Below are 14,571 nucleotides of genomic sequence, written 5' to 3'. Positions count from 1 at the left end.
TAATTCTTCAACATTGAAAGAGAAAAAATCAGAATGAGTAATTTTGAAAAGTTAAATTACTCAGAAGTTTATAACGAAATAAGTATGTATTTTATTTATTATGCCTTACAAGTTTACAAAGAAATCTAGATTTTAAAACACCTTATGAAATATTTGTTGAAGAAGGGTTTAAATTACCTAAAAAATATCTTAATTCATTAAAAATGTACAATCATATATTCTAAAAACAAAGAAAAACCCAGTTTATAATAATATCAGGGATAAGAAGATGCAAAACCCCTTCAAAAGGGGGTCTATTTAGAAACCTCTTTTGAAGGGGTTTGGCTAAAAAATTAAAAGTTTAAGATATAATTATCAAAAAAGTTAAGAAAAAACTCATATCAACAAAAATAAATATGAGTTTTGATTCGAATGTTGTTCACCTAATTTATATTATTAAGAATTAAGTTTTCTTTTATTTTTAATAATTATTTTTTTGTAAATTAAAATAATTACGAGTATGATAGTTCCAATAATTGGAAAAACAAGAAATCATAGATACTTATTAGATAAACTTGTAGAAGTATTATGTTCTTTACTCGACATTAACGGTACTATAGTTTTATTTATTGTTTCCGTTTGTGTTTCGTCTTTTGAAATAAATCCATCAAAAATTTGTTGTTTAAAATAAATTAACTCATTTTTTCTAATTTCGTAATTTAGTTTTAGTATTTTAATTTTATCGTTTGGGATTAAAGTTAGATTAACAATTTTATACGTATCATCATACTGATTAGGATTTAAATCTTTTGTAGCGACTGAACTAGGTGAAGAGTTATATACTTCATCAGAAAGTGTAAATTTAAATTTTTTTGCATAAGCGTTGAAAATTTCAATATCTTTTTTGTTTTTTTGCTCGTCATTATATTGTTGATTTAATTTAATTTTATCGTTTTTTCATTCAGCGTACTTTTTTTCAAGATTAATTATTTTTTCTTTTATAAAATTAATGTCATTGTTTTTTGGATTTAAAAAATTATCTTTTAAGTAATTATTGATTTTATTCACTAATCCTTCATAAATTTTATCTTGCAGTATTTTTTGGAAATTTAAAACTTCTTTATAAGTATTGTCGTAAGTGTTAACAGCTTCTTTAATTAATTCATTTTGATGATACTTATTTGATGACTGTTTTAATTCTTCGTATCTTTTTTTTGTTAATTCTAATTGTTTAGTAACAGCATTAAAATCTAAATCTTGAACTAACATTTCTTTTAATTTTTCTAACTCTTTTATAATATTAGTTTTGCTTTCTAAAAAATTATTAATATAAAATGGCATATTTTTTAGATTATTTAAACTTTTGACAAATATGTCACCACGCGATTTTAACTTATCAAATTCTAAATAGTTATCTCGCATCTTTTTATACTCATCGAATGATGTAGAATTTGCAAGTGTTTCTTGAACTGATAATGCTTGAGAGGGTGTTAAATGTTCAAAATCTTGCGTATCACGTATTTTTCATGAGTTTTTTTCTGCATTTTCTAACTTTTTGTATCAATTATCAAGAGCGCCAAAGTTATATACTTTATCTAAGTCATCTAAAAGAATATTACGTTCAAAATCATATAAATTTTCTATATTTTCTAATTTTAGTTTAGCGTTTTTTATACTAGGTAATTTTTTAAATAGATCAAGATAATCTTTTAACTGTTTAATTTTTAAAGAAATGTTATTTAAATCTCAATTTGATATTTTTCAATTTTCTAAAACTTTATCAATAAAATCACTAGATTCTTCTCGCTTTTGCTGATCTAAAATTAAAAAACCATTAAATGTATTATAATTCTCTAATTGTTTAGTTAACTCCGATAATTCTTGCATTTTTTCATTTAAATCTGCTCATGTTTTAAAATTATTTTGGATAGAAAATAAATCAGTATATTGTTTAAGTTTTTCTAAATAAAAACTTTTCTGAGTGTCATTTAAAAATGATAATTCATTAAATTGTTTATATCAATCTTCGAAATCTTTTAATTTATCTATCAATAATTGAATATTTTCAGTTTTTAAATTTAATAAATTTTCTAATTGTTGAATTAAAAAGTTTTTTTGTGTTTTCGATATAACAACATTGTTATCTATTTTTTCACGATTCTTATCAAATTCAGATTCATTAGATAAAATAATGTTTTGAAGTTTTTGGATCTCAACATTTTTTTCTTGAATAAATTTAAGCGTTAATGATTTTGGATCTTTTTCATTTAATGTTTTTTGTATTTCATTTATTAAAATTTTGTAATTTTGTAAATTAGCAGATTGGAATAAATGATTTTTATACATTGATAAAAAGGGTTCGCTTTTTTCAATAGTTGATTTTATTTTTTTATAATCTTCGTCGAAGGTGTGCGCATTTTGTATAATTGGATTTGATTCGAAAGTTAATTGATTTAAGGAATTAATAATATCTTGTTTATAAAAAGGTAATAAATATAAATAATTCTCATTCGAAAAAAAACTATTTAATTCAGATATGAATTTTGTTGCATTTTTAATTTTAGACTTCGTTGATTTAAGAGCATCAATATAATTATTAATTATTGAATAGTTTTCTTGAAAAACACTTGTATTAGTTGATTTTTGAAACAACTTTTCCAAAATAATATTTACTTCATTTGTTTGTGATTTTACTTGTTGAATAAAATTGTTTTTAGCAAAATCAAAATTTGGATAAATATTTTTAAAATTATCTATATCTTCATTTAAATTTAGGTTTTCAATATCAAATATCATTGAAGTTAAATGATTAATAATAGAATTCTTTTGACTAACTTCTTTAACTAAATTATTTAATTCATTATCATCAATAAGATAACTGTTTTTTGATAAAAAAATACTTTTAATTCGTTTGTAAATTTCGGTTTTTAATTTTATTACGAATATAACATTTGAAGAATTAAGAAATTTTTCTAAATTTAAATTATTTAAATTGTAGAAAGAATCATTAAATTTATTCATTAATTCATATAAACGATATAAATTATTAGAAATCGTTTTTCAATAATTTTTTAAGTTATTAAAATTTGAAAAAGTTTCAGGTTTGTGTCGATCAATATTTTTTAAATAATTAATAAATTGAGTTTCTAAAAATGTATAAATATCAGGGTATTGCACCTTATAATAACTTTGATATTTTTTAATATCATTAATTAACTTTTGTTGTTCAATTACAATCGGATGAATTTGGATATTAATATTTTCTATATTTAACTCATTATAAATTTGTTGAGGATACCAAACATTATTTTCAGTTTTTCTATAAGATTTTAAAGATCAGTGATGTGCAGAATCTAATTGTTGATCATTATCTAAACTAATAATGTATTCTGTTTCATTAAAATTACTTGGTATTTTCTCATTTTTTACTAAATTTCCATCTTTGTATAACTCTAAAAATAAATTTTGATAATCGGAAGGGTTATTAGTAGTTTTTAAAACGATTCTATTATCATCGTTATAAACTTGACTTATGTTTAAATCCTTAATGTTTTTTTCTAAAAGACCTTTTTCCAATTCATCTTTAGAGTAATAAAAATTATTTTTATAAACAGATTGGATTAATGACGGTCCTGGAAAATCCATATATACTATCCCTAGATTATGAAGGGTGTTTTCTTTTATTAGTAATTCATTAATTTTTTTATTGACTTCTCTAGAACTTTTGAATGGTCGTCAACCACTTGCCATTGATGTAAAATTAATGTAAAAGACATCTTCGTCACGGTTTATGCTACTTGCTTTATGCATCATATCCCTAATTAAAGACACTTTTTCATCGATACTATTAATGCCGTCATATCTGTCTTGAATAATAGAATCGTATGATACAGATCGAAACATAAATCCTCCATTCGGAGTATTATTTACTTTATGATGTCAATGGTTTAAAATGACCATTTTTCCTCTAAATTCTTTAATTTTAAACCCTTTATCATTTTTTAAATCACTAAAACTTTTACCTTCTGGATTGTATAAATAATTATTAAATTTTTGTAAAACATTTTGATAATTATTATTTGCACTCGTAGCGTAACGGGAGTTATTTACATTGAAATTTTCATCTTTAATTCGTATAACTAAAAATTCGGAAGGATGTTCACTTAAAAAATGACTAAAACTATTCATAGCTTCATCTAATTTCTGACGTGAATATGTAGCTCCATGTACTAACCAACCTTCATTATTTACACGTAAATCAAAAGCACGAATACCAAGATTTAATTGGTTTGCAAAATCGAAATATTGAGTTTTTGCATAATTAGAAGCAAAAGTATATGCGATCCCTGTTCCGTTGTACATTGCTGAGTCATGAGTACCTGGAATACTTAAAGAAAAAATGCTACGGTTATCAGGGATTTCAGACATCCACTCTTGAGCGTAATATTTTTTCGGATTATTCAACTGATAACTTGAATCAATTTGAGCAAGAGAGTTATTTAAATAAACTTGTTTATCAACACTAGAACTAGCTACCATTGTAATTGTAGTTGCTGAAACAATTGATACAGGAACAAGATATCATAATTTCTTTTTCACATTTTCTCCTTTTTTGATCGAAAGTAATTTATAAAATTCAAGCAATTTCTTTTAAAGATATATTAAAATATTAATTTAAATTATACAACTTTTTCACCTAACTTAGACCATAGTGGAGCAACATTTAATACATTTTTTTCAGAACTTTCTAAAATAGAAGTTTACAAAATTAACAACGTTTTTAAATTTAAATATATGTTAACCACAAAACAAAAGGAGATATTAAATCTCCTTGAAATTGATGAAAAATTTATAAGCGAAAAACTTATAAATCTTAATAAAAACATTATTTAGTTATACTTTTGCTTAAAAGTTTAAGATATATAGGGTTAAAAATCTAAAATTGATAGATAAAAATCAAGTCTTTTATTTAAGTATTTTGCAAACAAATCAGCCATCGCAAATATGTTATTTTTCAAATGATATTCATCAAAAGCTTCATAATATTTAAGTCTATCAGTGAACTTAATATCAATTGGCGGATAACCTGCTTTCATAAGCTCTAAATTTATTAATAACCTTCCAATTCTTCCATTTCCATCAATAAATGGATGAATATGCTCGAATTCTATATGAAATCTAGCAAGTTTAGTAATTATATCTTCATTACTGTTTTTATAATTTTCAAGTAATTGTTCCATTTTAGGAACAATTAAATATGGTTGAACAGGCTCATGTGGGGCACCCATAATTGTAACTGGCACCTTTCTATAAACACCTCTATCTTGTTTTTTATTAGTTAAAACAAGATAGTGAATATTTTGATTACATTTTCGGTTAGTTCAACATCTTCGCTCACTAGTTCTCTTACGTATTCAAAAGCTTCTTTATGACCGATAACTTCTAAATGTTCATTTAATGACTTTTCATTTATTGTAAGTCCTCTGAGTACCATATCAGTTTCCCGTAATGTTAAAGTATTACCTTCGATAGCGTTTGAATTATAAGTATATTCTGTTAAAAATTGTTCATTTAATCTTTCTAATTCTCCACTTGTTAATGATCTTTTTTTCTTTATTTTCTCTAATTTACTTTCTATTATATGAATTAATGGTTCTACACTTTTATATCTAGTATCAACAGGTTTTAGTGCATTTGAAGGTATATTTCAAACCTTCCCTACTTTATATGCACCGAGTATTCTCCCTTCAGTACATAGCTTTCTTATTCTTCTTTCAGATATATTTCATTTTTTAGCAATTTCTTTAATTGTCATATACATAAAAAATTACCACCTTTTACTTAAAAAAGTATATCATCTTTACGGAACGATATAATGTATTTTCCGGAACAATAACCAATTTTTAAGAGCCATATAATGAGTTTTGCGGAACAATAAAACAAATTTTCGGAATGATACAATGTATTTTGAGAGACAAAAAGCAATTTCATGAACTATAATAATTCACTTTGCGGAATGATAACCAATTTTTGAAAGCAATATAATGAGTTTTACGGAACAATACTAAAATTACCGGAACAATATACGTGTTTTACGGAATAATGCGAAAGTATAAAAAATCACTTAAATTCTAAATGAATTTAAGTGATAAAACTCTGTATATATTAGTTTTTAACAATTTCTAGTATATTAATGTTTCTTTTCTTTAAAACTCAATAGAACATTCCGTATGTTAACACAGAGTCTACGGCTGTACCACCAGCGAACATTAATGCTATTGAATCTAAAATAGAACTCAAGCATTGGTTTTATATAATACGAACATTATTCCATAAAAGTAATATTAACAAATAGTGATTGGAATAACATGTAATTTGTTTTTTCAAGACCATAGAATATACTATCTATAACATTGTTATAAGCAAAGGTAATATAGAAACCAATACTAATTAGAGTAAGGTGGAAAACAATTTTGTGGTTTGATAATCCCATAACTCCTTACAATACATTTTTTTTAAAAAATGTAAAAAAAGAACTAAAACGGGAATATTTTTTTAAAAAATAATTTATGATTATAGTCATAAAATATTCGTTTCTCCCTATAAAATAGGCATAAAACTACTAATTTAATAAAATCTATAAAAAATTTAAAAACCTTCTTTAAATTGTTAAAATTATATAATTTAGATATATCGAGGTAAATAAGTATGTTTAATAGAAAAGCAAAAGTTAATTTATTAATTACATTATCAGGAGCATCGGTAAGCGTTTTAACTGGTGTTGTTGTTTATGCATCCAACAATTTAAGTCAAAATAATAACGGCGTAGACTTCGTTATAAGAAATAGTGATACTAAAATTATCAATAAAAATAACTTAGATTTAAAAGACTATACAGCAAGTGTTATAGATAAAAACATCAAAGAAAAACTAGAGCCTAAACCAGTTCCCATCGAGAAACCTAAACCTAAGCCAATTAAAAATGTAATTATTGACAGACCCATTATAACTAAAGAAAAACCCAAACCTAAACCGGTTGAAGAACCTAAAAAGATTATTCCTGATGTAATAATAGAACCTATAAAACCTAAGGAAGAACCAAAACTTAACCCTAAAACAGAACCTACACCTAAACCAAAAGAGCAACCTAAAACTAAGACAATTAAAAAGGTGTATGAAAATTTTGGTGAAGTTGAAGTTAGTGTTACTGAGTTCCCGGAAAGACAAGACTTTAGAAACGATATCGAAAAAGGTATCGTAAATAGAGTACCATATAGAGCTGAAATTACACCAGATTTAAACGGTATTAAAGTTACAGATCAATTAATTGAAAAAACTGCCGAAAATGCAAGAAAGTCTATTTCTAGAAAAATAAAATCATTTAGTTACATCTTAAATGAATTTAAATTAAATACTAAACAAACTGAAACAGACAAAAAATCATTAATTGGCCAAAATGAAGACTACTATATTGATATAGTTTACAAATTTGGTAGATTACTAAATAACGGTGATAAAATTAAAGAATTTTTAATTCCGGAAGGAGTTGAAAAATATGATGAAATAAGAAGAATACCAGGTAGTTATGAATATTATGATAGAGCCGGTAATCGTCGTGAAATAAAAATTAGTGATGTAGCACTTATAACATATATTGATTTTGATAAATTTAAAAGACCTACTTTAAATGCTCAAAATCAATTACAAAAAGGGTATTTCATTGATCCGAATGATCCAAATATTTATATTACCGAAAATGGTGAACTTGATTCACATACTTACTCGCCTATCGTTAATAAAGTAACCGCCGAATACGAACGAAATAACGTTGAAAAAAGAGTATTCGGACACAAAACTATTTACAACCGTAATCCTGAACAAATAGCTAACGGAGGATATAACGGTTGATCTAACTATGATATTACGAAAACATATGCAAGTAATCATGGATTAGACATTGAACCAGGTGATGGAATTAAAGTTGATCACCTAACAAGAGATAATAGCGAAAGTGGTAAACTTAATGAAGCCGATGTTATTACAATTGACGCAAGTAATAGCGTTGGATATAATAAAGCATTAAAATTAATTAATTCAATTAAATCAAAAAATATCCAAGTTGTTGGATTTAGATTTAAAAACATTGGTAAAAATGATAGTTCACAAAGATTTAAAGATATTTTTGAAGCGTTACCAAACAAAATACCTTTACTTGAATTATTCTTAGAAAGTACTAATACTTCATCTTTAAGAGCACTTAAAGATAAAGAAATTGATGAAATGTCATTCTATACATCAACAAATTCACTAGCTGAAGCATGAAACTTAAATCCGTGAGCCGTTAAAGGTGCTGCTTGAGTAAATACCGCAGATTATAATGTTAGTTTCGGTTACGGACCAAACACTAAAGTAGTAACTAGAATTACATTCGATAGTTTATCTTTCGATAAAGAAGACTTTATAAAAAATGCAAACGGTGTTGATGCTACTTCAGTCAACAACGGTCTACGTATGGCTTATTGAGTTAGAAATAACGAAAAAATATTCCAAGGTGGTTTTGGACCTGGACTTAAACCTGATAGAAATGAAGCAGGTAACAGTTACCCAACAGGTTTAGACCTAAGTAGAGTTCCAGATATGAAATCATTAAGATACTTAGTTTTCAATGATATTGAAAACAAAAATCGTGGAGTAAGAAAATTAAGAAGATTAGTATTATTCAACAATAAAGACTACTTTGAAATAGATACTAACGAATTAAATAATGCACAATTTTATGACATAATCGATAGAAATCCTTATAACGTACCTAAATCTAAAATAATCTTTGATAACGGTAAATTAACAAATAAAATACGTATTAAAGGAACTACTAAAGGGCATTTATTAGATAGTAAAGGATTTAATAACTTAACTACACTAATTGACTTTAGTGATAAAACATTCACTAGAAATAGTATTATTGAAGTCCCACAAGATGAAGTTGGATTAATCAATCAACTAAAAAATAGTGGTTACAACGTAAAACCATACAACGAACAAGATGATGATTTAGTATTCTCATAATATTTAAAAACTTAAAGGAGGTATGAATGAACTTTTTTAAACTTAAGAAAAACAAAGTTAATTTAATACTAGTAGTTTCTTCGTTAACCATTTCAACTTTCCTTGCTACAGGTATTTACAAATTTTCATCAATTAAAAATTCTAATGAATATGATTTTAGAATTAAAAACACAAGACCTAAATTAATTAATAAAGATAATCTTGATGTGGTTAGCAGTGAAAACTCAATAATGGATGATAATTTAAAAGAAATTCCAAAACCTGAACCTATTGAAGAAATAAAGCCCAAACCAATTAAAGAAAAAGAAATAATTAAAAATGAAATAAATCCTGAAAGAAAAAAAGTTTTAATAAAACCTATTCCGGTTCCTAAAGAAAAACCAAAAATTGTTACACCTAAACCAATACCAGAACCTATCGAAAAAGTGGAACCTAAACCAACTGAAACACCCACACCAATTGTTAAAGTTGTTCCTGAACCAATACCAGAAGATGTTAAAGATCCAGAACCGGGACAAGCCGATAATAGAGCGGTTATTGATGGTGTTAAAGTAAGAGTTAAAAGAGAATTCCCTAAAGAAAGAATAGTTGAAAAATACGATATAGAAAATAACATCAATAATAGAATTAAATATGTCGATGTTATTGGTACAAGAATTACAAGTATTGAAGCAACTGACGAATTAAGAAAAGCTCAAATTACAAAAGCATCAAACTTCTTATTCACAAATCAAAGTTTATTCAAGTCACATTTAGAAGACTATAAATTAATACTAGAACAAACAAAAAGAACTGGTGAAAAATGAGATTGAGAACTTTATTTTAGCAGACCATCAAACCAACTTACATTTAGTAAGTTTAATGATAGATTCGGTTTACTATTCGACCCTAAAAACGAAAAAAACTTTGTTAAATTTCTAACACCTGACGGTCAAATTGAATGACCTGAACATAAAAAACTTTATGAAGGTAAAGATTTTGAAAAAATCAAATATGAAAGACTGTTATGACTTATGGATCACCTTGACCAAAGTAAGTTAACAAAAATTTCTAATGATGTTGAGAATTGATTTAAAGAAGGGTACACTTTAGGCGCAGAAGGTGCATATATAAATGAAAAAGGTGAAATAAGCACACATATTGGTTCAGTTCCTGATGGACATAACCAAGTGTTGAATAGATATTATAGAGATAATGTTGCAAAAAGAGCTTTTGGTTACAATGATTGAATGTGAAGAACTGGTGGACAAATTAAAGATGGTTTATACCCCGGATGAGAAAAAAGGGATGTAAAAAACGATCCTAAATTTGGAAAATACAATGTAAAAGATATTAATGGTATTCAAATTTATGAATTATACAGAACAAATAATGATCCTGATATCACAAGAACACACGGAACTGTTGTAAGTATCGATGCTAGTGATGATAGAGCTTATGAAAAAACTAAATCCCTAATAGAAGAGCTTCAAAAAGACAATGTTGAAATAACATCATATAGAATTTTAAATATGGGTCAAAAATCCGCTGGTCAAAAATTTAAAGATATTTTAAAAGCATTACCTAAAAAATTACCACAATTAGAACTATTCTTTGATGCTGCCGCGGCTAACACTTCTTCTTTAATAGAACTCGAATATAAAGAAATTGATGAGTTATCACTTTACACAGAAGGAAATTCATTAAAACCAGAATGAAATTTAAATCCACTTTCATTCCGTAATGTTGCTTGAATCAATAGCATCGATTATAACGTAAGTTTTGATTATAAATCTGGTTCAAAAGTTGCTACTAGATTAGTATTTAATACAATATCATTTGACAAACGTGACCTAGATGAAAATGCAACAGATAATAAAGCTAAATTCAAAAGAATTAATGATGGTTTAAGAATGGTTTATTGAGCAAGAAATCACGAACCTTTCTTTAGTGGTGGAGATTATGAATACCCAATGAATTTAGATTTTACTAGAGTTCATAAAATTAGATCACTTAATAACTTAGTTTTTAATGATATTGTACATCCTGAAAAACCACAAAAGAAAGTTAGAAAAGTTAAATTCTTTAACGATAGTCCTTTCTTCGATATAGACGCAAACGATTTAAATAACGCAGGATTTTCAAAAAACATAGTAGTCGGTGAAATGGGACCACCTTCACCTGAAATTACTTTTTCAAATAATAACCAAACACAATCCGTTTACATTAAAGGTAATGGTACATTAAACTTTAATGGTATCAATGAATTGAGAACTTTAATTTCACTTGGACATCTAAACAATACAATCAAAGTTGATAAAACAAATGTCGCTCTATTTGAATTATTAAAAAGAAACGGTTATGACGTTGTCTTTAGTGATGAGGCTTTACAATTTACATAGGAGAGAGAAATGAAAACAAATAAATGAACAAAATTATTATCCTTAACTTTTGGTATAACATCCGTTGTTACTGCAATTTCTTGTGGAACAAGTAATTCGAATACAACCAATACTAAAAATAAGAATTCTAATAACACAAACAATAATCAATCTTTAACACCACTAGATACTAAAAAAGAAAAAATGACAGCATTAACAAATTTCTTTTCTAGTGAAGTTTATAATAAAGATGAAATATTAGCAAATATCAATGAAGCAAAAACTGATAAAGAACTTAATACAGTTCTAGATAACATTAAAAAAACAATTTTAGAAAATGGTGACTCAGATAAATTAATCGAAGACACAAAAGAAGTAACAAGAAAAATTGTTGATCAAAATAAAAGAAATGAAATTAACACAAAATTAACAAGTGCAAGTAATGCAACTGAAGTTAAAGATAAAAATAAACAACTATTAGATTTATTTTTAGAGGCTTCACAAGAAGCGGAAAAACCTGCAACTGACGAACAAAAAGAATTATCAAAACAACAGTTTAATGAAGTAATTAGCAATCCTACCGAAGGTACTCACTTTGATTTTAAATATCAAAGTCTTAGAAATCAAAATAAAAATGAAGTTTTACCATCGCAAGTAATTAGAAATGCATCATTAGATAAATTTATTCCAAGCGATAAATATGCATGATTCCTAGATATTACAATAAACAATGTTAAAGGTGTTGAAGGAGAAGAAAATCCAAACAGAACTGGAAATGTTGTCTTTTACTTAACATTTATAAATAGATTAACAGGTCAAACATCAGATGTTAAACAAATTAAAGTAAGTGGCTTTAATTCAAATGAACAAGGTTTAGATGAAACTGGTCAACAATATGGTGGAATCGAATTAGGTGGACTAAAGAAACCTACTTCAAACGAAGAAATCAAAGAGTATATTAAAAAAACACCAATTGATAAATTTAAGTATGACGATAACATTTATCTAACAGCTTTAAAAGGATATATTAAAAGTAATGGTGATTTAGCTAAAATTAGACCAGAAATTAACACTAACACACAAGATAATATAAATCACTTTAATACCGAAGCAGCCAAAGTTGGTTTCAGCCCATACGAAAGTGCAGCTTATAAAGGTTTCACATTACCAAAATACGGAAATAATAATCAAGTTTTAGGATTAGCATTAAACGACGTAATGGAAATTGGTAAAAAAGATTCTTGAGTAGACTCACTTGGTAAAAAACAAGGTTTTGAACAAGGTTTAGCTAGAAGAATAACAAACAAAAACTATTTAAATGCATCTTATTCAACTTATCATATTGAAATTAACAATTTCTTTGCAAGTGAAGATGAAGCACAAAAAAATCTACTTAAAAAACATATTAAGAATCCAGAGAGATTAGAAGAATTTGCAAAACATATTAATGACCAAAATGCTAGAAATGATTTTATAAGAAGAATCAAAGAAGCTGGTGGTGACACAATGGAAAATCCACGTCAAGAATATTTAGAAGAAATCACAATAGAAATGTTTAGAGCATTGGTAAAACAAATGAATGGTGACGAAGATGGAGCCGCAAGAATATACACCGACTATTTAAATGTTTATAAAAATCAAGTTTTAGATAAAATAAATAAAGATCCAGAAATAAAACAAGAAACAAAAAATAACGCTAAAGCGTTTATTGATAAAGCAGAAAGCATGTGAGATATTCAAAATAAATTTGTTAATTCTTCAGATGTTACTGCGGGAACTATGTGAATTATGGACTACGAACTTCCAGAGAATGGTCACTACCCAACAAAATTCTACTTCGGAACAAACTTACACGTTGCGGATGCTATAAAAGAAAATAGATTTACTGGTATGTCAATGACAAACGTTAACAAAAAAGCTGTAACTGGTGACTATTCTAAAGTTAAAGTAATACCTTTAGACGAAGAAAAATACAATACAGCATCTGTAAAAGGAAAAGCTGTTAGAAGAATTTTCGATGCCAAGGATTACTTAAATACAAAACCTTCACAATATTTAATCGATGAACAAAAAACTAAATATGAAGATGTAGAAGAATTTTTAGACTTCTCAATAATTGAAATTGATTTTGCAAAATTCGATAAACAATATTTAGATAATAAAACACCAGAAGAGTTTGCAAAATGAATAACAAACGATTATGCAAATTGAGAAGAAAAAGATAAAGTTAAATTTAAATCAACATCATATTTAAAAGATTACAATAAAATTAATAACCCTATTTATTCTCAAAATTTTGATTTAAACACTTTAGATCAATTAATTATTTTAGGTTATCCAAAAAGTAAAACTACAACTTGACTTGATTGATTTATCGAACAATACGAAGAAAGCGATGAAATCAAAGCACGTGAATATGGTTACAGTATGTGAACAAACGCTGATGGTAACTTTTATAAGTTAACAGTTTCTGAAGATGGTTTTGATAAAGCAACAAAAGAAAAATTAGATAGAGGTAATTTCTTATCATATAACGTTGCATGACGTGGTTTCATTGATAAACCAGGAGTTGTAGATGCGTTTATTTCATCTCCAACAGTTGGTGCAAAACATGTACCATTCAAAAACTTATATGTTTCTAATGATGATAAAAAATATATACTATACGGTTTAGAATACTTACCTAGAAACTATGTCCCAGGTGGTGGAGCTTCAGGTAGTGGTATAAGAACAAAGAATAACGAAATGGTTTCAGTATATCACGCTAGTTTCCCAGGTGCTAAAACTGGTCTATCATCAGCTTTTAGATCTGAAGGATATGATTATAAAGGTTTATTTGGTGAATATAATTCACCACAATATGACTTAATTTATGGTGGTGGAAAAGAACAAAAAAATTCATATCGTGAAGAAATGAAGAAAAAAGGACCTAAAAAAACATGACTATTTAAAAACGGTTTTGAAAAAGAGAATGTACCATCTGAATTCCAATTTAATGAAAAATTAACTGAATACGAGCCAATTAAAAATTCATCAGACTTAAAATAATAGAAAAACGAAAGAACTTAAATTCTTTCGTTTTTTTGTTGAATTAATAAAATTCTCCACTGTAACTATAATTTAAATTTAAATATTAAAAAGTTAACAAAATTAATTGTTAACTTTA

At 26.3% G+C, this 14,571-nt stretch carries 8 protein-coding genes; 3 read left to right on the top strand and 5 right to left on the bottom strand.

All coding sequences use genetic code 4. The annotated features are described in order from the left end of the window. Positions 1–435: 435 nt before the first annotated feature. The 5 genes from HTZ87_RS00845 to HTZ87_RS00835 all read right to left on the bottom strand — a co-directional run bounded on the left by HTZ87_RS00845 (position 436) and on the right by HTZ87_RS00835 (position 6,472). Complete coding sequence (locus tag HTZ87_RS00845; protein ID WP_174892683.1) at positions 436–4,578, bottom strand: hypothetical protein; 4,143 nt, start codon at positions 4,576–4,578, stop codon at positions 436–438. Between the two features lie 329 nt (positions 4,579–4,907). Continuing rightward, positions 4,908–5,282: a Fic family protein gene (locus tag HTZ87_RS03510; RefSeq protein ID WP_254616019.1), complete on the bottom strand. Its 375-nt coding sequence runs from the start codon at positions 5,280–5,282 to the stop codon at positions 4,908–4,910. Between the two features lie 35 nt (positions 5,283–5,317). Further along, positions 5,318–5,800 (bottom strand): DNA-binding protein, encoded by a 483-nt coding sequence (locus HTZ87_RS03505; protein ID WP_254616018.1) that lies wholly within the window; start codon positions 5,798–5,800, stop codon positions 5,318–5,320. Between the two features lie 344 nt (positions 5,801–6,144). Next, entirely contained in the window at positions 6,145–6,279 is a 135-nt protein-coding gene (locus tag HTZ87_RS03545; RefSeq protein ID WP_256368453.1) for a hypothetical protein, read from the bottom strand. Positions 6,280–6,304: 25 nt separating this feature from the next. Beyond that, entirely contained in the window at positions 6,305–6,472 is a 168-nt protein-coding gene (locus tag HTZ87_RS00835; protein ID WP_174892682.1) for a hypothetical protein, read from the bottom strand. A 215-nt stretch (positions 6,473–6,687) separates the two neighbouring features. Between HTZ87_RS00835 and HTZ87_RS00830 the strand changes: the two genes are divergently transcribed. The 3 genes from HTZ87_RS00830 to mip are packed head-to-tail and all read left to right on the top strand — an operon-like array spanning position 6,688 to position 14,453. Further along, on the top strand, positions 6,688–9,045 hold the full coding sequence (locus tag HTZ87_RS00830) for a putative immunoglobulin-blocking virulence protein (RefSeq protein ID WP_174892681.1): 2,358 nt from the start codon (positions 6,688–6,690) through the stop codon (positions 9,043–9,045). Between the two features lie 26 nt (positions 9,046–9,071). Beyond that, positions 9,072–11,426 carry a putative immunoglobulin-blocking virulence protein gene (locus tag HTZ87_RS00825; RefSeq protein ID WP_174892680.1) on the top strand — a complete coding sequence of 785 codons (2,355 nt, stop codon included), beginning with the start codon at positions 9,072–9,074 and terminating at the stop codon, positions 11,424–11,426. 9 nt (positions 11,427–11,435) lie between these two features. Beyond that, positions 11,436–14,453: an Ig-specific serine endopeptidase MIP gene (gene mip, locus HTZ87_RS00820; RefSeq protein WP_174892679.1), complete on the top strand. Its 3,018-nt coding sequence runs from the start codon at positions 11,436–11,438 to the stop codon at positions 14,451–14,453. The last annotated feature ends 118 nt before the right edge of the window (positions 14,454–14,571 follow it).

Origin of the sequence: Mycoplasma sp. OR1901 (genome assembly GCF_013348745.1) — a bacterium.
Classification (GTDB): domain Bacteria; phylum Bacillota_I; class Bacilli_A; order Mycoplasmatales; family Metamycoplasmataceae; genus Mycoplasmopsis.
Note: the sequence above shows the minus strand (reverse complement) of the source record. Positions and strands in the feature narration are given on the sequence as shown.